This window comes from Pseudomonas sp. CAN1 (assembly GCF_030462585.1).
GTDB lineage: Bacteria > Pseudomonadota > Gammaproteobacteria > Pseudomonadales > Pseudomonadaceae > Pseudomonas.
The window spans coordinates 397,119-418,176 of the sequence record NZ_JASMRU010000002.1 but is presented as its reverse complement, the minus strand read 5'-3'; the positions used below and the strand labels follow the sequence as shown (position 1 = coordinate 418,176).

Sequence of the window (21,058 nt, the reverse complement as noted above, 5' to 3'; positions counted from 1 at the left end):
AGAGCGGTTACGCGCTTATTGCCGGAGGTCAAAATGCTCGACTGCAGGGTCAGGAAATGAAAAGGCCCGCCAGGGGCGGGCCTTTTGCGGCGCGGCGGTCGATCAGGCCGGCTGTTTGGCGTACTGCGCCAGGGTCTGGTCGCGACTCATCACTGCCAGGGTGTTGTTCAGCACCTGCTCGCCGGTGGCGTTCTGCGAAGTGAAGATCTCACCGAAGTGCTGCTGGGTGACCTGGGCGAAGTGCGCGCGGTCCTGGGTCGGGATGCCGAGCAGGACGGCATAGGCGTCCAGCGCTTCGCCATGCCCCTGGGCCATGTTCTCGGCGATGTTGTCGAGCATGCCGTTCATGGCGAAGATCGAGCGGCCGCCGTAGGAGATGCGCTGGCTGGCGTCACAGCCGTTGGTGCCGGAAGTCAGGCCGAAGGTGGCGTTGCCCGAGGTACCGTTGGTGGTGGTCGCCAGCAGGTGCGGGAACAGGCCGCGCTGGCCGTCGAACATCATGTTGCCCCAGCCGCAACCCTTGCCGCTCTGGCCGGCTTCATCCGCGTGAGCTGCCAGGCTGGCAACGCTGATAACCCCGAAAATCAGACCCTTGATCAGTTTATTGTCCATATTCTGCACTCCGCAGTAGGTGTTGGATTAACGCCCATGGAGCTTTGGCCAGGGGGCTAATGCTGTCAAACCCGCGCGGTTTCTGTCTGTCGGAAGAAAGATCAGATAAAGCTGTAGGACCTCTTACCCAGGCCTGTCTATAGTGAAGCCAAGCAGAAACGGCCGGAGAGCCACGACATGACGGACGATCACGACGAGCGCCGGCGCTTCCAGCGCATCGCCTTCGACGCCGGTACCGAGATCAGCCAGGGCGACCAGCGCTGGAAGGTGACGCTGCTGGACCTGTCCCTGCAGGGCCTGCTGGTACAAAGGCCGGAGCACTGGGGCATAGCCGCCGACGAGCCGGTGCAGGTGCGCATCTACCTGGGCTTCGACGTCAACGTCTATATGGAGGCCGACCTCGCCTGGGAGCGCGAGGGGCTGCTGGGCTTCAACTGCCGGCACATCGACCTGGACTCGATCAGCCACCTGCGCCGGCTGGTGGAGCTCAACCTGGGCGACGAATCGCTGCTGGAGCGGGAGCTGACGCTGCTCAGCGAGCATTGATCTGCTCTTGCAGAAGCAAGGGGGACGCCATCGTTATCGCTCGCGAACCGCCTGGCACCGGAGGTGCCGGCAAATGTTCGCGAGCAAGCTCGCTCCTACGAAAAGCCGCTACTCGAACAACGCATCCAGCGCCTGTTCCAGGCGCGTCACCGCGATGACCTGCAGGCCGGGCGGCGACTCCTTCGGCGCGTTGCCCTTGGGCACGATGGCGCGTTTGAAGCCATGTTTGGCCGCTTCCTTCAGACGCTCCTGACCGCTGGGCACCGGGCGCACTTCGCCGGACAAGCCGACCTCGCCGAATACCAGCAACTGGTGATCCAGCGGACGATTGCGCAGGCTGGACATTACCGCCGCCATCAGCGCCAGGTCCGACGCCGTCTCCAGAACCTTCACACCACCGACTACGTTAAGGAACACGTCCTGGTCGTAGGTCGGGATGCCGCCGTGGCGGTGCAGCACCGCCAGCAGCATGGCCAGGCGGTTCTGGTCCAGGCCCAGGGTCACCCGGCGCGGGTTGGCCAGATGGCTGGTGTCCACCAGCGCCTGCACCTCCACCAGCATCGGCCGCGAGCCTTCCCAGGTGGCCATGACCACACTGCCCGGCACCGACTCCTGGGCGCGGGTGAGGAAGATCGCCGAGGGGTTGGAAACTTCCTTCAGGCCACGGTCGGTCATGGCGAAAACGCCCAGTTCGTTCACCGCGCCGAAGCGGTTCTTAACCGCCCGCAGCAGGCGCAGGCGGCCGTCGGATTCGCCCTCGAAATACAGCACGGTATCGACCATGTGCTCCAGCACGCGCGGGCCGGCCAGGGAGCCTTCCTTGGTGACGTGGCCGACCAGGAAGATCGCCGTGCCGCTCTGCTTGGCGAAACGCACCAGCAGCGCCGCGCTTTCGCGCACCTGGGAGACACCGCCGGGGGCGGATTGCAGCTGTTCGGTGAAGATGGTCTGGATCGAGTCGATCACCATCACCTTGGGCTGCTCCTGGCGCGCTGTAGCGATGATGGTCTCTATGCAGGTCTCGGTCATGACCTTGAGCTTGTCTTCCGGCAGGCCCAGGCGGCGGGCGCGCATGGCGACCTGCTGCTGGGATTCCTCACCGGTGACATAGAGCGCCGGCAGGCGCGTGGCGATGTTGCAGAGGGTTTGCAGGAGGATGGTGGATTTGCCGATACCGGGGTCGCCGCCGATCAGCACGACCGAACCGTCGACCAGGCCGCCGCCGAGGGCGCGGTCCAGCTCCGCCGAGGCGGTGGAGAAGCGCGGCATCTCCTCGACGCTGACTTCGGCGAGGGTCTTGATGTTGGCCTGCTGGCCGGCCCAGCCACCACGGCCGGACGGGCTGCTACCCGAACCGCCGGTGGGGGTGGTGTCGATGACGGTCTCGACCAGGGTGTTCCAGGCACCGCAATCAGGGCATTGCCCGGCCCATTTCGGGTAGGTGCTGCCGCACTCGGTGCAGCCGTACATGCGCTTGGCCTTGGCCATGGGCGGACTCCGTCATAAACAAAGCCCGCATCATAAGCCAAGAGCGCCAGGCGCTTCAGAACCTGTTTACGATCTGACAGGTACGCAGCAGAGCGTAATCAGATTCTCAGCTCGCCAGGCGGCGGTACTGGCTTTCCATATCGTGCTTGAGGCTTTCGCGGCGCATCAGCAGCGAAGCCAGGGTGCAGTCGGGGCGCTCGATGCCCTCTTCCACGCGACCGATGCGCTGGTCCAGCAGCTCGTACTGCAGCTTCAGGCGAACCAGGCGCTCCTGGGCGCGCAGGGCTTCGACGTTGCGTTTGGGGAGCTTGGTGACGGAGTTGCCAGAGGACGAAATGGCTTTACGCATGGCGGTGGCACCGGTTGGAAAGAGATGACGGGAGCCTACGCCTCGCTCCGACACACACCCTTGACTCTGATCAAGCTCAACCGGATCGTTTCAACAGGTCGGCGATCTCGTCCTTCAGCGTCACGCGTTGCAGTTTGAGGGAATTCAGAGCGAGGTCGTCCATCGCCTCACGGCCGTCCTCGATGTCGTAGATCTTCTTGTCCAGCTCCTCGTAGCTGGCAGCCATGCGGGTGAAATTCGCATCCTTGCCGTGCAGCCGGGTCATCAGCGGCTTCTGGTCGGGAAACTCGCGGGACAGGGGATGATGTTCGAGCGGCATGTCGGGCCTCCTTGGTGGTGGTGGATACATCCCATTGAGCCTAGACCAGGCACCGGCAGCTTCCCAGTCCGAAGACTACAGCCACATCAGTATGAATTTTCGGAATGAAGGAGCCTCTATTGACCGCTAAACTGCGCCTGTCCCCTCTCTTTTCGTTACAAGGAGTCTATGCATGAGTCTGCTTAGCGAGTTCAAGGCCTTCGCCGTCAAGGGCAACGTGGTCGACATGGCCGTCGGTATCATCATTGGCGCCGCGTTCGGCAAGATCGTCTCGTCCTTCGTCGGCGACGTGATCATGCCGCCCATCGGCCTGCTGATCGGTGGCGTGGACTTCTCCCAGCTGGCGATCACCCTCAAGGCCGCTGAAGGCGATGTACCGGCCGTGGTCCTGGCCTACGGCAAGTTCATTCAGACCTGCCTGGACTTCGTCATCGTCGCCTTCGCCATCTTCATGGGCGTGAAGGCCATCAACCGCCTCAAGCGCGAGGAAGCAGTGGCCCCCTCGGCGCCGCCGGTGCCGACGCCCGAGGAAACCCTGCTGACCGAGATCCGCGACCTGCTCAAGCAGCAGAACAACCGCGCTCCCTGAGCAGATCGCTGATCGGGCGCGCCGTCAGCCCGGCGGCGTCAGCAGCACACGGCCGATGCGCCGCTCGCTGACGTCCGTCACTTCCAGGCGCCAGCCGCCCAGCTCCAGCGTGTCACCCTTGGCCGGCAAGCGGCCAAGGTGCTTGAGCGCCAGCCCGCCGAGGGTCTGGTACTCCGCCGTCGGGCGGGCATGGAAGCCGACCCGCTCGGCCAGCGCCGACAATGTCACGGCACCGTCCACCCGATAAGCGCCCTCCTCCGGCTCGATGTCCGTACCGGACACCTCACTGGCGTCCGGCAGCTCACCGGCGATGGCTTCCAGCACGTCGGTCATGCTCAGCATGCCCTCGAAGCCACCGAACTCGTTGACCACGAAGGCCAGGTGAGTCGAGCCCTCGCGCATCAGTTCCAGCGCGCCCAGCACCGTGCTGCTGTCCGGCAGGCTCAGCGGCTCGCGCAGCAGCGGCAGGATGTCCAGCTCGCGGCCCTGCAGCAGGGCGGAGAACAGTTCCTTCTTGTGCACGTAACCCAGCGGCTCATCGATGTTGCCTTCGCGAATCACCAGCAGACGCGAGTACGGCGACTCCAGCAGCGCGCGGCGGATGTTCTCCGGGTTATCGGCCACATCAATACGGTGCACGCGCTGACGGTCGATCATCACCGCCTTCACCGGACGCTCGGCCAGACCCAGCACACCACTGATCATTACCCGCTCGCGGCGGTGGAACGGCGCGTCGGCGCCATCGTCCTCACCCACCAGGTCGGCGATGTCCTCGCCCACCTCGTCGGCGTCGACCTTACCGCCCATCAGGCGCAGCACGGCGTGGGCGGTCCGCTGGCGCAGGCCACGCTGCCCGCGCTGGCTCTTCTGGCGTTTCCAGCGCACCAGCTGGTTGGCCATCTCGATCAGCAGGCTGAAGCCGATGGCGGCGTACAGGTAGCCTTTGGGGATGTGGAAGCCCAGGCCTTCGGCGGTCAGGCTGAAACCGATCATCAGCAGGAAGCCCAGGCACAGCATGATCACCGTCGGGTGCTCGTTGACGAAGCGGGTCAGCGGCTTGCTGGCCACCATCATCAGGCCGATGGATAAGATAACCGCGATCATCATCACTTCCAGCTGCTCGACCATGCCCACGGCGGTGATCACCGCGTCGAGGGAGAACACCGCGTCCAGCACCACGATCTGCGCGACCACCGGCCAGAAGGCGGCGTAGACACGCTTGCCGTTGGAGGTGTGCACGCGGCCTTCGAGGCGCTCATGCAGTTCCAGGGTCGCCTTGAACAGCAGGAACAGGCCACCGAACAGCATGATCAGGTCGCGGCCGGAGAAGCTCTTGCCGAACACCTCGATCAACGGCGCGGTGAGCGTGACCAGCCAGGAAATGCTCGCCAGCAGGCCCAGGCGCATCAGCAGCGCCAGCGACAGGCCGATCAGCCGTGCGCGGTCGCGCAGGTGCGGCGGCAGCTTGTCCGCGAGGATCGCGATGAAGACCAGGTTGTCGATGCCGAGCACCAGCTCGAGCAGGATCAGGGTGAGCAGGCCGAGCCAGGCCGTGGGGTCCATCAACCATTCCATGTCGAACGACCTCGCTGGGCGCGCGCCATGGCAGGCTGGGAAGGCTTATCCGCGAACGCGGGTGCCGGGGGAGGTTCGCCGAACGCCGGCTCTACGCAGGTAGATACGGGGATCGGCGTTGTACTTTGACTGTCCATAAGGTCCGGAAAAAGGGAAACGGACGCTCATCCTAAGGGCAAAGCCGCGCCGCCCTAAGGGGACAATCTTTTCAAAATCTATCGGGCCGGGCTTACCAATAGTTTTCCACGGCGATCTGGCCGGGCTTGCGCGTCAGCGCCAGGCTCATGCCACGGGCCTTCAGCACGGCGCGGGTATCCTCGATCATCTGCGGGTTGCCGCAGAGCATCACCCGCGAATGTTCCGGGGTGAGTTCCAGACCGGCGGCGCGTTCCAGCTCGCCGTCCTCGATCAGCGTGGTGATCCGCGCGTTCAGGCAGCCGGGCACCTGTTCGCGGGTGACCACCGGGATGAACTGCAGCTTGTGGATATGTTCGGCCAGGTGCTCCATCGCGCCGAAGCTGGCGATCAGGTCGCGGTAGGCCAGCTCCTTTTCCTCGCGGGCGCTGTAGACCAGCTTGATGGTCTCGAAGCGTTCCCACACCTCGAAGTCCTGCAGGATCGACAGGAACGGCGCCAGGCCGGTGCCGGTGGACAGCAGCCAGAGGTCGCGGCCATCGGGGAAGCGGTCGAGGGTGAGGAAGCCGAAGGCCTGGCGGTCCACCAGCAACTGGTCGCCGACGCGCAGGCGGCTGAGCTCACTGGTAAATTCACCGCCGGGAACGACGATGGAGAAGAATTCGAGGAAGTCGTCGTGGGGCGCCGAAACCATCGAGTAGGCGCGCCAGACGATGCTGCCGCTGGGCTTGTACACGCCCAGGCGGGCGAACTGCCCGGCGCGGAAGCGGTAGCCGCTGTCGCGGGTGGTGCGCAGGGTGAACAGGCTCGGGGTGAGCGTCTGCACCTCCACCAGGGTCTGGCGGGTGAACTTCTCTTCGCTGGCGGTCATCGTCCGCTCCTTTGCAGGCAACGGCCCATTTTCCCGTATTCCCGGCGCGAGAAACACCCGCAAGGCTTGTGGCTATCCGGGGAGATTGCCACAAGCCTGCTCTGGATCAGTCCCTGTGGATCAGTGCTTGCGGTTTACCACCTGGGCGGCGCGCAGCACATCGGTGCCGATCTCGCCTTCGAACTGCTTCCACAGCGGCTGCATGGCGGTGCGCCAGGCTTCACGCTCGGCCGGGGTCAGGGCGATGATGCGCGACTTGCCGTTGGCGACCACGTGCTCGCGCTCCTTCTGGTTCAGCGCCTCGGCGTCCTTGTTCACCTCGACGGTGACTTCTTCGATGATGCTTTCCAGCTGGGTGCGCACCGGGTACGGCATGCTGTTCCAGAACTTCTGGTTGCTGATCACCATGTAGCTGAGCACACCATGGTTGGTCTCGGTGATGAACGGCTGGGCGCTGTCGAGCTTCTGGCTGCCGATATTCGACCAGGTGTTCTCGGTGCCCTGCACCTTGCCGTCCTGCAGCGCCTTGAGGGTCTCGGCGAAGGGCAGCTTCACCGCCGTGGCGTCGAGCAGGCCGAACTGGGCGTTGATCACCGAAGACGGCTGGATGCGGAAGGCCAGGCCCTTGGCATCGGCCGGCGCGCGCAGTTCGCGGTTGGCGGAAAGCTGCTTCATGCCGTTGTTCCAGTAGCCCAGGCCGTAGATGCCCGAGCGCGCCATGGAATGCAGCAGTTCGCGGCTCTTGTCGCGCTTCTGGAAGCGCTTCACCGCCTCCAGGTCATCGAACAGGAACGGCAGGTCGAAGACCTCCAGCTGCTTGGTGTAGCCCTCGAACTTCGACAGCGACGGCGCCAGCATCTGCACCTTGCCGTCCTGCAGCGCCTGCAGCTCGTCGGCATCGCCGAACAGGGTGGAGTTGGGGAACACCTCGACCTTTACCTGGCCGGCCAGGCGTTCTTCCACCAGCTTCTTGAACAGCAGCGCGCCGCGGCCCTTGGGCGTGTCATCGGCGACGACGTGGGAGAACTTGATCACGATGGGCGCATCGGCGAGAACCGGCTGGGCCACGAGGAAAAGGGCGGACAGCGCCACCCCGAGCAACGACTTGTACATCGACATCCTTATGCAATGGCAATAGCCCGGCGCGCGAACGGGAGTCGCGTGTCGAGGATTCGTGAAGACTTGGAAGGGTGGCCGTCGGTCGGCGGAGACGCGCTCCGGGATCGGGCCCTACCGGGTCGCGAGGGGCGCCCGGTTATTATTGGGAAGCCGCCGCGCAGACGAGCGCGGGCGGATAGGTCATAATTTTTCGGTATAACGCGCGCCTGCACAAGCAGGAACACGTAAACCACGTCTCAATTTGATGACAATATCGTTGCAATAAGCCATCACTCATTGCCAGCGAAGCAACACCTCTATTCCAGCCATTTCCGTCGTTTCGAGAGTCCCATGCCCGTCCTCGCCAGCCCCTTCGCCCAGCTCGACCTGGTCCGCCACCCCGAACAGCGCGAAGACCCGCTGCAGGCCTTCGATGCGGCCGACGAGTACCTGCTCGGCCATCTCCATGAGCAGAAAGTCAGCGCGGACAGCCGCGTTCTGGTACTCAATGACAGCTTCGGCGCCCTCGCCGCCAGCCTCGCGCCCCATGTGCGCCTGACCAGCAGCGGCGACTCGCACCTGGGCTTCATCGCCCTTGAGCGCAACCTAGAACGCAACGGCCTCGCCGAAGCGCCGCTGACCTTCGTTCCCGCCAGCGAAACCCCGCAGGGCCCGTTCGACCACGTGCTGATCCGCGTGCCCAAGACGCTGGCACTGCTGGAAGAACAGCTGATTCGTCTGCACGGCCAGCTCGCGCCAGGCGCCAAGGTGGTTGCCGCCGGCATGATCAAGCATCTGCCGCGCGCCGCCGGCGACCTGCTGGAAAAGTACATCGGCCCCATGCAGGCTTCGCTCGCCGTGAAGAAAGCCCGCCTGCTGGTGGCCACGGCTCAGGAGCGCCCCGCGCCCTTCTCGCCCTACCCCAGCCGCTACCGCCTGGACAAACCCGCACTGACGCTGCTGAACCACGCCAACGTGTTCTGCCGCGAGGGCCTGGACATCGGCACCCGCGCCTTCCTTCCGCACCTGCCGCAGATTCACCACGCCCTGCGCGCGGCAGACCTGGGCTGCGGCAACGGCGTGCTGGGCATCGCCTTCGCCCTGCTCAATCCGCAGGCCGAGCTGACGCTGGTGGACGAGTCGTACATGGCCGTGCAGTCCGCGCGGGAGAACTGGCAGGCCGCCCTCGGTGAGCGCCCGGTGGACATCCACCCCGACGACGGTCTTGCCAGACAGCCAGCCGACTCCCTGGACCTGATTCTCTGCAACCCGCCCTTCCACCAGCAGCAGGTGGTCGGCGACTTCCTCGCCTGGCGCATGTTCCAGCAGGCCCGCGCGGCGCTGGTCACCGGCGGTGAGCTGTGGATCGTCGGCAACCGCCACCTGGGCTACCACGCCAAGCTCAAGCGACTGTTCCGCGGCGTCGAGCAGGTGGCGGCAAATCCGAAATTCGTGGTGCTGAAAGCGACCAAATAAGCGCCCGGGATTGCTCCGGCCGGCGCGCCGGAGCAGCATGGTTCGCCCCCACTCGGACGCGCGCCATGACTGCACAAGAAGCCGCCCTCCTCCCTCCGGAAATGATCCGCACCGCTGACGGCGTCGATCTCGCCCTGCGCCGCATAGGCCCGGCGGACGGCGTGCCGGTGGTGCTGACCCACGGCACCTTCTCCAACCACCGCAGTTGCCTGGGCCTGGCCAATTACCTGGGCAGCCAGGGCTTCGCCTGCTGGCTGTTCGACTGGCGCGGGCATGGCGACAGCGGGCGCAATGATTTCCTGCACAGCTTCGACGACGTGGCCGAGCAGGACGTGCCAGCGATTCTCGATGCGGTGAGCCAGCGCACAGGGCAGGCGGCGCTGCACTGGATCGGCCATTCCGGCGGCGGGCTGATCGTCTCGATGTGGGCGGCGCAAAATCCCGAACTGGCGCAGCGCCGGTTGCGTTCACTGGTACTGATCGGCTCGCAGGCCACCGCGGCCGGCGCCAGCCCGCGGCACTGGCTGATGCTCCAGGCTTTCGACTGGATGCTGCGCTGGCGGCGCATCGCCCCCAGCCGTTCGAAAAGCGTCGGCCCGGAAGCGGAGAGCGCGCGGCTGATGCGCCAGTGGTGCCAGTGGAACTTGCGGCGGCGCTTCGATTCGTTGAGTGGCTTCGATTATCTGGCCGGGCTGGGCGGCGTTGAGCTGCCGGTACTGGGCGTGGCCGGCAGTGGCGATACCTTCATTGCGCCGGTGGCGGGGTGCGAGGCGCTGGTGAAGGCTTTCGGCGGGACACAGGCGAAGCTGGAACTGTTCGGGTTGGAGAACGGTGCGCGGGAGGATTACAGCCACAACCGCTTGCTGCTGTCGCGCAATGCCAGCCTGGAAATCTGGCCGCGCATCGCGCAGTGGCTGGCGCAGCACTGAGCTGCGTAGGGCGCATAACCTGGAACAGGTTATCCGCCAGTAGCTTTGGCAGCGGATAACGCTGGGGCGTTATTCGCCCTACGGAGTTCGCTCAGACTGACTTCAGCATTTCCCTTCGCGTAGGAGCGGACTCCGTCCGCGATTGATTCCCAGCGCGATGCGGACCTATCGCGGACGAAGTCCGCTCCTACGTCAGGTGTTCAGCGCGGCAGGGGTATCGACGTCGCGCAGCACGCCGGCGTCGGTGACTTCCAGGGTGATACAGCGATCACGGTGCGCCTGCACGACCACCCGAGCGCCTTCGTCGCCGCTGAGCTGCGTAAGCGCCGGCCAGAACTCGCGACCGAACAGCACGGGGTGGCCACGCTGGCCATCGTGAAGCGGAAAGAGAATGGTCGAGGCGCTGGCCGCATCGGTTAATTCCCGTAGGGTTTGCGGCGCAATCCACGGCATATCGCCGAGCAGGATCGCCACGGCACAGGCCTGGGAGTCGCCCAGCGAAGCTATGCCAGCCGCCAGGCTATGTCCCATGCCAAGCGCCGCGTCGGGGCTGTGGATCACCCGGCAGGGGCTGGGCAGACCGAAATCCTCCGCCCGCTCACCATCACGCAGCACCACGCGCACTTCATCGAACACCGCCAATGCGCGCTCGACGCTATGGGCCAGCAGGCTGCGCCCATCAGGCAAGGTGGCGCGGCGCTTGTCGGCGCCGAAGCGCGAGCCCTGGCCGGCGGCCAGGACCAGCGCCACGACCGTCACAGCGCCTCGCGGGCGATGCCGCTGCGGGTACGCAGGATGTCGGCGAGCACAGCCATGGCGATTTCCGCCGGGGTCTTGCTGCCCAGGTTGAGGCCGATGGGCGCATGGATGCGCGCCAGCTCGGTCTCGCCCAGGCCGCCGACGCGGTGCAGGCGCTCGCGGCGCTTGTCGGAGGTGGTACGCGAACCCATCACGCCGATGTAGAAGGCTTCGGTACGCACGGCTTCGAGCATCGCCAGGTCGTCGATCTTCGGATCGTGGGTCAGCGCGACCACGGCGGTGTCCGCGTGGCAGCCACCGTTGGCGATGAAGATCGACGGCAGCTCGCGGCGGATTTCGATGCCGTCCAGCACCACGCCGTCCAGCGCTTCGTCGCGGGGATCACAGAGGATCACCTCGAAGCCCAGGCCCTTGCCGAACTCGGCGCAGAAGTGCGCAACGCTGGAGTAACCGGCCAGCAGCAGGCGCTGGGCAGCGCCGACGCGCAGCAGCACGCGGGCTTCGTCACGCTCGACCCGCGGGCCGTGTTCGTGGTCGTCGCTTAGGCGACGACTGCCGTCCTGCAGGTTCACTTCGCGCAGCAGGCGACGCTGGCCGAGCAGTGCCGACTCCAGCTCGCGCAGGTGGGCCTGCACGTCGCAATCGGCGGCGAGGTTCTCTACCAGTACGTCGAGGATGCCGCCGCAGGGCAGGCGGATGTTGCTGCGAGTGTCGGTGCCGTCGCCGTAGCGCACGACGACCACCGGCTCGCTGAACTCGCCGGCGGCGACGCGTTCGAGGAAGTCATCCTCGACGCAGCCGCCGGACAGCGACCCCACCCACTGGCCGCTGGCATTGACCGCCAGCAGCGAGCCCGGCGCGCGGGGCGCCGAGCCGTAGGTGAAGAGCACGCTGCATAACCACACGCGCTGCCCGGCGCTGGACCACTTGAGGGCCTGCCGGACTACTTGCAGATCGAGATGCTGCACGACTCACTCCGCCTTGAGCTGGGCGACCTGTTGTACGCCCATGTCACCCGGCAAGCCACCCCAGGCCTGGCGCAGGTAGTTGATGAGGTCGGTGAGCTGCTCGTCATTGAGCTTGTCGGCGAAGCCCGGCATCGGCTGCATGCGCTCGAAACCGGTGAACTGCTGCTCGCGGATGCCTTCGACTATGACCTTGGCCAGGTTGCGCGAATCGGCCAGGCGCAGGGTGGTGTTGCCCTGCATGGCCACGGCGATGTGCGGCTTGCCCTCGCCGTCGTTGCCATGACAGCCGGCGCAGACGTTGAGGTACTGCTGGCGGCCGCGCTTGGCGCTGTCGCTGAGCTGGTCCTCGGCCACCGCCTTGACCACCTTGGCCTGCGGCGGCTGTTCGCCGAGCAGGTAGGTGGACATGGCGGCCAGGTCCTCGTCACCCAGGTGCTGGGTGCTCAGGTGCATCACCGGGAACATCTCGTTGAACATGCTGCCCTGGGGGCTCATGCCGTGCTTGAGGAAGCCGGTGAGGTCGGCGCTGGTCCAGCCGCGCTCGGCCAGGTCCTGGGCCAGCAGGCTCGGGGCGCTGTAGCCGTTGAGCAGGCCGCCGGTGAGGCGCTTGTCCTGCTCCAGCGCACCGATCTGGTTGCGCGGGGTGTGGCACTCGCCGCAGTGGCCGAGCACTTCCACCAGGTACTGGCCACGCTGGTACGCCGCGCTCTTGCCCTCGGCGTTCTCCAGCTGGACGCTCTTGCCGTAGAGCATGTTCCAGCCCGACAGCCCCAGGCGCACGTTGAACGGGAAGCTCAGGCTGGTTTCGGGCGCGGCGCGATGCACCGGCGTCTGGCTCATCAGGTAGGCGTAGAGGGCATCGCTGTCCTCGCGCTTGATCAGGTGGTACGAGGTGTACGGCATGGCCGGGTAGAGATTGGCCCCGTCCTTGCGCTTGCCTTCGGTGAGCGCGGCGAAGAACTCGTCGGCGCTGTAATTGCCGATGCCGAAGTCCTTGTCCGGGGTGATGTTGCTGCCATAGATGGTGCCGAACGGCGAGTGGATCGGCAGGCCGCCGGCAAACGGCGCGCCGCCCTCGGCGGTGTGGCAGGCCATGCAGTCGGCGGCGCGGGAGACGTACTCGCCGCGCTTGATCAGCTCCTGGTCGGCCGCCTGGGCACCGAGCGCCAGGCCGAGGCCGGCAGCCAGCGCGAGGCCGGAAAGTATGCGCTGCATGCTTAGCCCTCCTTGACCAGGCCGAGATCGGTCAGCACTTCGCGGGTGGCGTCGTAGTAACGCACGTACCCGGTGCAGCGACAGATGTGGTGGCCGAGGCTCGCCTCGATGGTCGATTCCAGTTCGCTCTTCTTCAGCGGCTGGCGCTGGGCCTTTTCCACCAGCACGGTAGCGGCGTTGACGAAGCCCGGTGCGCAGTAGCTGCACTGGAAGGCGAAGCGGTCGACGAACTTCTGCTGGATCGGGCTCAGCTCCTTCAGCGAGCCGTCTTCCTCACGCTGGGCGTGGCCCTCGATGGTGCGCACCTTCTTGCCTTCGAAGTAGTGCGCGCCGGTGATGCAGGTGCGCACTTCCTCGCTGGTGCCGTCGGGGTTGTCGACGATCACCACGCAGGCATGGCAGATGCCCTGGCCGCAGCCCAGGCGCGAACCGGTGAGGTTCTGGTATTCGTGCAGGTAGTCGATCATCGGCAGGTCCTCGGGAACCTCGACCGGACCGACGGTTTGACCATTCAAGGTCAGGTTGAGCGGACGGTTAGCCATTGAGGGCCTCCTTGATGCGAGCGGGGGTGATGGGCAGGTCGCGGACGCGCTTGCCGATGGCGTGGGCCACGGCGTTGCTGATGGCGCCGACCACCGGGATCATCACCACTTCGGCGATGCCCTTGGACGGGTCGCTGGGCGACAGCGGCGGAAGGATTTCCGAGCTCTGCTGCCAGACAGCCACGTCTTTCGCCTTCGGGAGACGGTAGCGGTTGAAGTTCCAGTCGCCCTCGCCCGGGCCACCCTCGTACAGCGGCATGTCTTCGAGCAGCGCATGGCCGATGCCCATGGCGGTGCCACCTTCGATCTGGCCTTTCACCAGCTCAGGCACCAGCACGCGGCCGCACTCGATCCAGCTGTGGTGGTTGAGCACGCTGACTTCGCCGCTGCCCTTGTTCACCTTCAGCTCGACGATGGTCGCCACCGGGCTGTAGTAGGTCACGGCAGCGTTGTTCAGTTGCACCGGCGGATAGGCCACGTTCTGGCGGTCCAGCAGGTGGAAGCCGGCGCTGTTCATCAGCGCCTTCTTCACGCCCGGTGCGCCGTCGCCGTACTTCACGGCCAGGGCGTCCAGCGGCAGGCGGTCGCGTACGCCATCGATGACGTAGTCGCACTCCGCCCAGCTCCAGCGGTTGAAGCCGTGGACGGTGGCGCCGGTGACCAGGCCCTTCTCGTGGGCAACCTGGGCCAGCTCGGCGAACGACAGCGGTTGCAGGCCGTTGGCGGTGAGCTTGCCGTCGACCCAGTGGGCGTCTTCACGGCGCACCACCAGCGGGTTGGCCGCGCCGTTGAACGGGCCGCGACGCCAGATTTCCAGGGCCGCCGGCCACAGGCCGTGGTTGAACAGCACGCGCGCCGCTTCACGGGTGGCGTGGCTGAAGTAGTAAGCCGAGTTGGTCGCCGACGACGCCGAGGCATACTTGCCGACCCAACGCGGGTTGCGCAGCTTCTCGTCCTGGGTCGGCTGGCTCATGGTGTAGGGGTCTTCGCCGCTGAGCAGCTGCAACTCCGGCCACTCGGTCTCGGCGGTCTTCATCTCGTCCGCCGGTTTACCGAGGAAGTCGGCCGCCACCAGCGCCTGGGAGGTGGACATGCCGGTGCCGATCTCGATGCCGATATGGCGCATGTGCACCTTGCCCTGGGCATCGAACTCGATGCTCGCCATGGGCGCTTCGGAGCCGGTGCCGAAGTCCTTCTGGCAGATGGCGAAACCGACGCCGTACCAGTGGTCCGGGTCCTTGGCGTCCATCTCCTTCTTGCGCGCGTCGCGGGTCTTCCACCACTCGTGGGCGGCAGCCTTGTCGAGGATCTCGTGCAGGCGCAGGGCGCCGGCGGGGATCGCGCCCTGGGTGTTCTTCATGCCGGATTTGAGCGCGTTGACGCGGCGCAACTCGATGGCGTCGACGCCCAGGCGGCCGGCGATCTCGTCCACCATCATCTCGGTGGCGGCCATGCTCTGCAGGGTGCCGTAGCCACGCATGGAACCGGCCTCGACGGCGCGGGAATGGTAGGCGGTCACCTGCAGGTCGTTCTGCGGCATGTAGTAGATCGACTGCGCAGCGGTGGCGCCCACGGCGGCCACGGACGGGCTGTAGTTGATGCGGCCGCCGCCATCCACGCTCATCTCGGTGCGGAAGATCTTGAAGGTCATGTCCTTCTTGTCCACCGCCAGCTGGTAACGAATGTCGAACGGGTGGCGCTTGATACCGCTCTGGAACTGCTCGTAGCGGTCATTGGCCAGGCGCACTGGGACACCGTTGCCGTACAGCGCAGCCAGGGCCGCGTAGTAGACGAAGATGTTGTGGTCCTTGGAGCCGTAACCCACGGTGTAGCCGGGGTGCATGTTCAGCTTGGCCAGACCGAAGCGCGACGGGGCGATCATGTGCGCCGTCTCGAAGGCCGCCTCGAACGGGCACTGGGTGGCGACCACGAAGTGCAGGGTCTTGCTCGCCGGGTCGTACCAGCCGTTGCCGTTGTCCGGCTCCAGGGCAGCCGGTTCGATGGACGGGGTCTTGTAGCGTTCGTCGAAGACCAGCCAGTTCTCCGGCGGGTTTTCGATCTGGTCCTTGATCTTCTGTGCGTAGAACAGGCCCTGCTCGGTAAGGTCACCGTGCTGGTTGGGCTGCTGGTTCCACACCGGTTTGCGCTCGCGGATCATCGGGAAGAGGATCGAGTCCTTGAGGCTGGAGAACTCGTCCGGATCGGCCGAGGTCGCGCCGCCGACACGCACGTAGCGGAAGCTGCCGTAGGGGTCGCCCTGGTACAGCGGGGCCTGCGCGCCGTAGCGGATCGCCTTGTCGTTGAACTTCATCTTCAGCTTGGCCTGACGGAAGCGCTCGAAGTCGTTCCAGATCAGGATGGCCACCGGGTGGCCGATGAACATCGGCACCTTGCCGCGCGGCAGCAGCGGGTCCGGGGCGTGGGCTTCGGGGAAGGCGATGCCGTCCTTGTCCAGGTCCTCGGCGGTGACGATGCGGTCGGGCTGCAACTCGGCGCCCAGCCAGGCGAGGTCGATGCCGTCGAAGATGCGGTCGGCCTTGATGGTCTTGAGCAGCATGGCGTGGCCCTGCTGCTGCGGCCAGCCGGGCATGTCTTTCGAGCGGATGTCGCGGGCAAATACCTTGTTGCCGCAGACCTTGGACAACGCGTCGTTACGGAAGCGCGCCTTGCCGTCGTGGCCCATCCACTGCTGGGGGGAGACGGTGACGGAGTTTTCCATCAGGGCAGCGAAAGCCCGGCTGCCGAGCGGCGCCATGGTCACGCTGACACCGGCAATCAGCCCGCCTTGCAGGAAGGCGCGCCGGGAAATATCACGGTTGGACATGGTTCATCCTCTGGACGGTGAAGGCCCGCCCATGTGGTTTTTTTCGGTGCTGGAGAGAGTTCGGAGGCCGCACAATCGCGGGCGTCTCGGGGGTGGCGCCGGGGGAAGGATCCTGCAGAAAAACCTGACTCTTCTGTCAACTTTAACGCACCTCAGGGGTACGAAGCAAAGTCAATCGGGCGGCTTGTCGCGGAGATGAAAATTTTAGTCGACACATCGAGACTATTCGCCAATAGCGGAATCGGCTGGCGACAAGCGGAAAAGTGTTACGCCGTGCTACGCTGCTCGACCCTTGCTTAGCCCCCTAACGAACAACCCAAAATGACCGCCGAAGCCACGTCACTGCTGCGTCACCGCCCCTTCCTCGCCTTCTGGCTGGCACGCGTCTGCACCGCCAGCGCCTTCCAGATGATCACCGTGGCCATCGGCTGGCACATCTACGAGCTGACCCACAACGTGCTCGACCTGGGCCTGGTCGGTCTGGTGGAGTTCACCCCGCGCGTGCTGTTCATGCTGCACACCGGCCACGTTGCCGACCGTTACGACCGCCGGCGCATCGCCTCGCTGTGCCAGGTCGCCCAGGGACTGATCGCCGTCGCACTGGTGATTGGCGCCAGCACCGACAACGTGACCCGCGAGATGATCTTCGTGATGGCCTTCCTGCTGGGCACCGCGCGGGCCTTCGAGATGCCCACCACGCAGGCGCTGCTGCCGAACATCGTGCCCACCGCGCTCTTCCCCCGCGCGGTGGCGGCGTCCGCCTCGGCGATGCAGGCGGCGACCATTGCGGCCCCGGCCTTCGGTGGCTTCCTCTACGCCTTCGGCGCCTTCTGGGTCTACACGCCCACGGCGGTGCTGTACTTCATCGCCTGCACCCTGGTGCTCACCCTGCCCAAGCGCCAGGCGCCGGCGGCGCAGGGCAAGGCCACACTGGAATCGCTGCTGGCCGGCATCCGCTTCATCCGCAGCCGCCCGGACATCTTCGGCGCCATCTCCCTGGACCTGTTCGCCGTGCTGCTGGGCGGCGCCACCGCGCTGCTGCCGGTGTTCGCCAAGGACATCCTGCTCACCGGCCCCTGGGGCCTGGGCCTGCTGCGTTCGGCCCCAGCGGTGGGCGCGCTGCTGATGTCGTTCTGGCTGGCGCGCTTCCCCATCGAGCGCAACGTCGGGCGGATCATGTTCCTCGCCGTGGGCATCTTCGGCGTCACCACCATCGCCTTCGGCCTGTCGACGTCCTTCTGGTTCTCCCTGGCGGTACTGGTGGTGCTGGGCGCGGCGGACATGATCAGCATGGTCATCCGCGGCGCCTTCGTGCAGTTGGAAACCCCGGACGAAATGCGCGGCCGGGTCAGCGCGGTGAACGGCCTGTTCATCGGCGCCTCGAACCAGCTGGGCGAATTCGAATCCGGCCTCACCGCCCACTGGCTCGGCACCGTGCCGGCGGTGGTGCTCGGCGGCGTCGGCACGCTGGTGGTCACCGGCGTGTGGATGAAGCTGTTCCCGACCCTGGCCAAGCGCGACAAGTTGCACTGACAGCTTCGCCGCCCTGCTTTTCGTAGGAGCGAGCTTGCTCGCGAACCGCCCAACATCGGTTCTGCCGGTGATTATGTTCGCGAGCAAGCTCGCTCCTACATAAAACCCAACCCCACCCATTGAGCCAAAAAAATCCCCCGCCGGAAGCACCGGCGAGGGATGTGGGAACGGGCGCCGCGAGCGGCGCCCGGATGGGATCGATTGCGCAGCCTAGTGAGCCGGGCCCAACCCAGCAGCACTCATGAACAGGCGCATCAGCCAGGCCGCGACACCCAGGCCGGCAACGCTCAGCGCCCAGATCAGCACCAGCCAGCCCAGCCGCTTGCGCAGCGGCGCCTTCTGCGGTTCCTCGTGAGTCATGCCGCGCACCTCTAGTGGTAGCCGTCGCCGTGCTTCACCTTGCCGCGGAACACGTAGTAGCTCCACGCGGTGTAGACGAGGATGAAGGGGATGATGAACAGCGCGCCCACCAGCATGAAGCCCAGGCTCTGCGGCGGCGCCGCGGCGTCCCAGATCGACATCGACGGAGGGATGATGTTCGGCCACAGGCTGATGCCCAGCCCGCTGTAGCCAAGGAAGATCAGCGCCAGGGTGAGCAGGAACGGTTTCACGTGGTCATTGCGCGCCACCGAGCGCAGCAGGGCGTAGAAGGTCAGCAGCACCAGCAGCGGCACCGGCAGGAACCAGAACAGGTTCGGCAGGCTGAACCAGCGCTGGGCGATTTCCCCATGGGCCAGCGGGGTCCACAGGCTGACGATGCCGATCACCGCCAGCAGCACCAGCGCCAGCGGCTTCGCCAGGTCATGCATGCGTTCCTGCAGGCTGCCTTCGGTCTTCATGATCAGCCAGGTGCAGCCCAGCAGGCTGTAGGCGACCACCAGGCCGAGGCCGCAGAACAGCGGGAACGGCGCCAGCCAGTCCAGCGAGCCGCCGGCGAAGGCGCGGTTCTCCACCGGGATGCCCTCGATGAAGGCACCCAGCGCAACGCCCTGGAAGAAGGTCGCCACCAAGGAGCCTACGATGAACGACTTGTCCCACAGGTGACGCTTGTTGGCGCGCGCCTTGAAGCGGAACTCGAAGGCCACGCCGCGGAAGATCAGCCCGACGAGCATCAGGATCAGCGGCAGATACAGCGCCGAGAGCACGGCCGAATAAGCCACCGGGAAGGCGCCGAACAACGCCGCGCCGCCCAGTACCAGCCAGGTCTCGTTGCCGTCCCAGACCGGCGCGACGGTGTTCATCATCACGTCGCGGTCGCCCTCGTCCTTGAAGAACGGGTAGAGCATGCCGATGCCCAGGTCGAAGCCGTCCATCACCACGTACATCATCACGCCGAAGATGATGATGATCGCCCAGATCAGCGGAAGATCGATTCCCATGGCTCAGTTCCTCCCCGCGTCAGTGCTGTCATCGTCATCAAGTCCCTCTTCGGTGGCCGACAGCGGCCGCGCCGCCGTGCGTTTCTGGCCGGCGCCGCCATGGCTGGTCTCGCGACCTTCGTGGGTGACCGGGCCCTTGCGCACCAGGCGCATCATGTAGCCGATGCCGACACCGAACAGGCTGAAGTACACCAGCACGAACATCACCAGGGTCAGGCTCATCTGCGCGACGCTGTGGTTGGACACCGCGTCCGAGGTGCGCATCAGCCCGTAGACGACCCAGGGCTGGCGGCCAATCTCGGTAGTGAACCAGCCGGCGAGGATCGCGATCAGGCCGGACGGCCCCATCCACAGCACCAGCTTGAGGAACGCGCGGTTCTCGTAGAGGCGCTTGCGCCAGCGCAGCCAGACGCTCCAGACGCCGATCAGGATCATCAGCATGCCCAGCCCGACCATGACGCGGAACGACCAGAAGATGATGGTGGAGTTGGGCCGGTCGGCCTTGGGGAAGTCCTTCAACGCCGGGATCGGCTCGGTCAGGCTGTGATTCAGGATCAGGCTGCCGAGTACCGGAATCTCGATCTTGAAGCGGGTTTCCTCGCGCTCCATGTCCGGCCAGCCGACCAGCACCAGCGGCGTCGGGCCGCCTTCGCTGTTGTCCCAGTGGCCTTCGATGGCGGCGATCTTCGCCGGCTGGTGCTTGAGGGTGTTCAAGCCGTGGGCATCACCGACCATGGCCTGGATCGGCGCGACGATCAGCGCCATCCACATGGCCATCGAGAGCATCTTGCGGATCGCCGGGTTGTCGCGGCCGCGCAGCAGGTGCCAGGCCGCCGAGGCGCCGACGAAGAAGGCGGTGGCGACGAACGAGGCGATCGCCATGTGCAGCAGGCGGTAGGGGAACGACGGGTTGAAGATGATCGCCAGCCAGTCCACCGGCACCACGATGCCGTTGACGATCTCGTGGCCCTGCGGGGTCTGCATCCAGCTGTTGGAGGCGAGAATCCAGAAGGTCGAGATCAGCGTGCCGATTGCCACCATCACCGTGGCGAAGAAGTGCAGGCCCGGGCCGACGCGGTGCCAGCCGAAGAGCATGACGCCGAGGAAGCCGGCTTCGAGGAAGAACGCCGTGAGCACCTCATAGGTCAGCAGCGGGCCGGTGACGCTCCCGGCGAAGGCCGAGAAGGCGCTCCAGTTGGTGCCGAACTGGTAGGCCATGACGAGGCCGGAGACCACGCCCATGCCGAAGTTGACGGCGAAGATCTTCGACCAGAAGTGATAGAGGTCGCGATAGACCTCCTCGCCGGTCTTCAGCCACAGGCCTTCGAGCACCGCCAGATAACTGGCCAAGCCGATGGTGATGGCGGGGAAGATAATGTGGAAGGACACGGTAAAGGCGAACTGGATGCGGGCCAGGTCGAGCGCCTCTAATCCGAACATGACTATTCCTCTTCAGGCTGACGCCCGCCACACGGCTGGCCGGGCACCTTGCCTTGCGCATGCGCAGGGCGTTCTTGCGTGATGTCTGTGGTGCTTGATGTTTCTGTTCGAGCCACCGATCTCGCGTCGGTTCGGGTTCTTTTCGCTGCTCATTCAGAATGGACCAGCCTCTGCATTGACGCCGCTCAAGAAACTGCATTGATCTTACGCGCCCACCCTGCGCGGGCTGGAGTGGTGGGTTGCCGCGCGACGGGGTGTCGCGCGACAGCTTGTCTCAGGCAAGGGCCGACCGGTCCATATGAACAAAATCGAATATGAAAATGAAAAATTAATATTTTATTGGAATAAAAAAGCCCGGTAACTTCTGCCTCAACCGCTGCCATGTCGAGCCGCGGAACTAGAATCCACCGC

Annotated in this window: 20 protein-coding genes; 5 read left to right on the top strand and 15 right to left on the bottom strand. The window is 65.5% G+C overall.

What is annotated here, in order from left to right; all coding sequences use genetic code 11:
• Nucleotides 1-102: 102 nt before the first annotated feature.
• Nucleotides 103-612 carry a DUF3015 domain-containing protein gene (locus QO207_RS04875; RefSeq protein ID WP_301531435.1) on the bottom strand — a complete coding sequence of 170 codons (510 nt, stop codon included), beginning with the start codon at nucleotides 610-612 and terminating at the stop codon, nucleotides 103-105.
• Nucleotides 613-789: 177 nt separating this feature from the next.
• On the opposite strand from QO207_RS04875, the gene QO207_RS04870 reads away from it, so the two are divergent.
• A complete protein-coding gene (locus QO207_RS04870) occupies nucleotides 790-1,158 on the top strand; it encodes a PilZ domain-containing protein (protein ID WP_301531434.1) in 369 nt (122 codons plus the stop codon).
• A 108-nt stretch (nucleotides 1,159-1,266) separates the two neighbouring features.
• Here QO207_RS04870 and radA read toward each other — a convergent pair whose 3' ends face one another.
• The 3 genes from radA to QO207_RS04855 all read right to left on the bottom strand — a co-directional run bounded on the left by radA (nucleotide 1,267) and on the right by QO207_RS04855 (nucleotide 3,314).
• Nucleotides 1,267-2,646 (bottom strand): DNA repair protein RadA, encoded by a 1,380-nt coding sequence (radA, locus tag QO207_RS04865; protein WP_301531433.1) that lies wholly within the window; start codon nucleotides 2,644-2,646, stop codon nucleotides 1,267-1,269.
• Nucleotides 2,647-2,752: 106 nt separating this feature from the next.
• A complete protein-coding gene (locus tag QO207_RS04860) occupies nucleotides 2,753-2,995 on the bottom strand; it encodes a hypothetical protein (protein WP_301531432.1) in 243 nt (80 codons plus the stop codon).
• A gap of 76 nt (nucleotides 2,996-3,071) precedes the next feature.
• Nucleotides 3,072-3,314 carry a YdcH family protein gene (locus QO207_RS04855; protein ID WP_301531431.1) on the bottom strand — a complete coding sequence of 81 codons (243 nt, stop codon included), beginning with the start codon at nucleotides 3,312-3,314 and terminating at the stop codon, nucleotides 3,072-3,074.
• Nucleotides 3,315-3,486: 172 nt separating this feature from the next.
• Between QO207_RS04855 and mscL the strand changes: the two genes are divergently transcribed.
• A complete protein-coding gene (mscL, locus tag QO207_RS04850; protein ID WP_301531430.1) occupies nucleotides 3,487-3,903 on the top strand; it encodes a large-conductance mechanosensitive channel protein MscL in 417 nt (138 codons plus the stop codon).
• A 24-nt stretch (nucleotides 3,904-3,927) separates the two neighbouring features.
• On the opposite strand, the gene QO207_RS04845 is transcribed toward mscL, so the two are convergent.
• The 3 genes from QO207_RS04845 to QO207_RS04835 all read right to left on the bottom strand — a co-directional run bounded on the left by QO207_RS04845 (nucleotide 3,928) and on the right by QO207_RS04835 (nucleotide 7,597).
• Nucleotides 3,928-5,478 carry a TerC family protein gene (locus tag QO207_RS04845; RefSeq protein ID WP_301531429.1) on the bottom strand — a complete coding sequence of 517 codons (1,551 nt, stop codon included), beginning with the start codon at nucleotides 5,476-5,478 and terminating at the stop codon, nucleotides 3,928-3,930.
• A gap of 229 nt (nucleotides 5,479-5,707) precedes the next feature.
• Nucleotides 5,708-6,484: a ferredoxin--NADP reductase gene (locus QO207_RS04840; RefSeq protein WP_301531428.1), complete on the bottom strand. Its 777-nt coding sequence runs from the start codon at nucleotides 6,482-6,484 to the stop codon at nucleotides 5,708-5,710.
• A gap of 120 nt (nucleotides 6,485-6,604) precedes the next feature.
• Nucleotides 6,605-7,597, bottom strand: coding sequence for a TRAP transporter substrate-binding protein (locus tag QO207_RS04835; protein ID WP_301531427.1), 993 nt, complete (start codon nucleotides 7,595-7,597; stop codon nucleotides 6,605-6,607).
• 336 nt (nucleotides 7,598-7,933) lie between these two features.
• Here QO207_RS04835 and QO207_RS04830 point away from each other — a divergent pair, with 336 nt between their 5' ends.
• Nucleotides 7,934-9,058 (top strand): class I SAM-dependent methyltransferase, encoded by a 1,125-nt coding sequence (locus tag QO207_RS04830; protein WP_301531426.1) that lies wholly within the window; start codon nucleotides 7,934-7,936, stop codon nucleotides 9,056-9,058.
• Between the two features lie 65 nt (nucleotides 9,059-9,123).
• Nucleotides 9,124-9,987 carry an alpha/beta fold hydrolase gene (locus QO207_RS04825; RefSeq protein WP_301531425.1) on the top strand — a complete coding sequence of 288 codons (864 nt, stop codon included), beginning with the start codon at nucleotides 9,124-9,126 and terminating at the stop codon, nucleotides 9,985-9,987.
• A 192-nt stretch (nucleotides 9,988-10,179) separates the two neighbouring features.
• On the opposite strand, the gene QO207_RS04820 is transcribed toward QO207_RS04825, so the two are convergent.
• From QO207_RS04820 to QO207_RS04800, 5 genes are read right to left on the bottom strand one after another with little or no spacing between them, the layout of a single operon-like run.
• Complete coding sequence (locus QO207_RS04820; RefSeq protein WP_301531424.1) at nucleotides 10,180-10,746, bottom strand: nucleotidyltransferase family protein; 567 nt, start codon at nucleotides 10,744-10,746, stop codon at nucleotides 10,180-10,182.
• A complete protein-coding gene (locus QO207_RS04815; RefSeq protein WP_301531423.1) occupies nucleotides 10,743-11,714 on the bottom strand; it encodes an XdhC family protein in 972 nt (323 codons plus the stop codon). Before QO207_RS04815 ends, QO207_RS04820 begins: the two co-directional genes overlap by 4 nt.
• 3 nt (nucleotides 11,715-11,717) lie before the next feature.
• Complete coding sequence (locus QO207_RS04810) at nucleotides 11,718-12,929, bottom strand: cytochrome c (protein ID WP_301531422.1); 1,212 nt, start codon at nucleotides 12,927-12,929, stop codon at nucleotides 11,718-11,720.
• A gap of 2 nt (nucleotides 12,930-12,931) precedes the next feature.
• On the bottom strand, nucleotides 12,932-13,471 hold the full coding sequence (locus tag QO207_RS04805) for a (2Fe-2S)-binding protein (protein WP_301531421.1): 540 nt from the start codon (nucleotides 13,469-13,471) through the stop codon (nucleotides 12,932-12,934).
• On the bottom strand, nucleotides 13,464-16,295 hold the full coding sequence (locus tag QO207_RS04800; RefSeq protein WP_301531420.1) for a xanthine dehydrogenase family protein molybdopterin-binding subunit: 2,832 nt from the start codon (nucleotides 16,293-16,295) through the stop codon (nucleotides 13,464-13,466). Before QO207_RS04800 ends, QO207_RS04805 begins: the two co-directional genes overlap by 8 nt.
• Before the next feature lie 321 nt (nucleotides 16,296-16,616).
• Between QO207_RS04800 and QO207_RS04795 the strand changes: the two genes are divergently transcribed.
• On the top strand, nucleotides 16,617-17,828 hold the full coding sequence (locus QO207_RS04795) for an MFS transporter (RefSeq protein WP_301531419.1): 1,212 nt from the start codon (nucleotides 16,617-16,619) through the stop codon (nucleotides 17,826-17,828).
• Between the two features lie 210 nt (nucleotides 17,829-18,038).
• On the opposite strand, the gene QO207_RS04790 is transcribed toward QO207_RS04795, so the two are convergent.
• Genes QO207_RS04790 through QO207_RS04780 form a run of 3 tightly spaced genes read right to left on the bottom strand, consistent with a single transcriptional unit; the run spans nucleotide 18,039 to nucleotide 20,647 of the window.
• Nucleotides 18,039-18,188 carry a DUF2474 domain-containing protein gene (locus QO207_RS04790; protein ID WP_253445412.1) on the bottom strand — a complete coding sequence of 50 codons (150 nt, stop codon included), beginning with the start codon at nucleotides 18,186-18,188 and terminating at the stop codon, nucleotides 18,039-18,041.
• Nucleotides 18,189-18,199: 11 nt separating this feature from the next.
• Nucleotides 18,200-19,207, bottom strand: coding sequence for a cytochrome d ubiquinol oxidase subunit II (cydB, locus tag QO207_RS04785; RefSeq protein ID WP_301531418.1), 1,008 nt, complete (start codon nucleotides 19,205-19,207; stop codon nucleotides 18,200-18,202).
• A 3-nt stretch (nucleotides 19,208-19,210) separates the two neighbouring features.
• On the bottom strand, nucleotides 19,211-20,647 hold the full coding sequence (locus QO207_RS04780; protein ID WP_301531417.1) for a cytochrome ubiquinol oxidase subunit I: 1,437 nt from the start codon (nucleotides 20,645-20,647) through the stop codon (nucleotides 19,211-19,213).
• Nucleotides 20,648-21,058: the final 411 nt, after the last annotated feature.

Excerpts from the sequence above, each read along its gene's own strand:
- QO207_RS04875 (WP_301531435.1), bottom strand. The coding sequence starts at position 612 with ATGGACAATAAACTGATCAAGGGTCTGATTTTCGGGGTTATCAGCGTT.
- QO207_RS04870 (WP_301531434.1), top strand. The coding sequence starts at position 790 with ATGACGGACGATCACGACGAGCGCCGGCGCTTCCAGCGCATCGCCTTC.
- radA (WP_301531433.1), bottom strand. The coding sequence starts at position 2,646 with ATGGCCAAGGCCAAGCGCATGTACGGCTGCACCGAGTGCGGCAGCACC.
- QO207_RS04860 (WP_301531432.1), bottom strand. The coding sequence starts at position 2,995 with ATGCGTAAAGCCATTTCGTCCTCTGGCAACTCCGTCACCAAGCTCCCC.
- QO207_RS04855 (WP_301531431.1), bottom strand. The coding sequence starts at position 3,314 with ATGCCGCTCGAACATCATCCCCTGTCCCGCGAGTTTCCCGACCAGAAG.
- mscL (WP_301531430.1), top strand. The coding sequence starts at position 3,487 with ATGAGTCTGCTTAGCGAGTTCAAGGCCTTCGCCGTCAAGGGCAACGTG.
- QO207_RS04845 (WP_301531429.1), bottom strand. The coding sequence starts at position 5,478 with ATGGAATGGTTGATGGACCCCACGGCCTGGCTCGGCCTGCTCACCCTG.
- QO207_RS04840 (WP_301531428.1), bottom strand. The coding sequence starts at position 6,484 with ATGACCGCCAGCGAAGAGAAGTTCACCCGCCAGACCCTGGTGGAGGTG.
- QO207_RS04835 (WP_301531427.1), bottom strand. The coding sequence starts at position 7,597 with ATGTACAAGTCGTTGCTCGGGGTGGCGCTGTCCGCCCTTTTCCTCGTG.
- QO207_RS04830 (WP_301531426.1), top strand. The coding sequence starts at position 7,934 with ATGCCCGTCCTCGCCAGCCCCTTCGCCCAGCTCGACCTGGTCCGCCAC.
- QO207_RS04825 (WP_301531425.1), top strand. The coding sequence starts at position 9,124 with ATGACTGCACAAGAAGCCGCCCTCCTCCCTCCGGAAATGATCCGCACC.
- QO207_RS04810 (WP_301531422.1), bottom strand. The coding sequence starts at position 12,929 with ATGCAGCGCATACTTTCCGGCCTCGCGCTGGCTGCCGGCCTCGGCCTG.
- QO207_RS04805 (WP_301531421.1), bottom strand. The coding sequence starts at position 13,471 with ATGGCTAACCGTCCGCTCAACCTGACCTTGAATGGTCAAACCGTCGGT.
- QO207_RS04800 (WP_301531420.1), bottom strand. The coding sequence starts at position 16,295 with ATGTCCAACCGTGATATTTCCCGGCGCGCCTTCCTGCAAGGCGGGCTG.
- QO207_RS04795 (WP_301531419.1), top strand. The coding sequence starts at position 16,617 with ATGACCGCCGAAGCCACGTCACTGCTGCGTCACCGCCCCTTCCTCGCC.
- QO207_RS04790 (WP_253445412.1), bottom strand. The coding sequence starts at position 18,188 with ATGACTCACGAGGAACCGCAGAAGGCGCCGCTGCGCAAGCGGCTGGGC.
- cydB (WP_301531418.1), bottom strand. The coding sequence starts at position 19,207 with ATGGGAATCGATCTTCCGCTGATCTGGGCGATCATCATCATCTTCGGC.
- QO207_RS04780 (WP_301531417.1), bottom strand. The coding sequence starts at position 20,647 with ATGTTCGGATTAGAGGCGCTCGACCTGGCCCGCATCCAGTTCGCCTTT.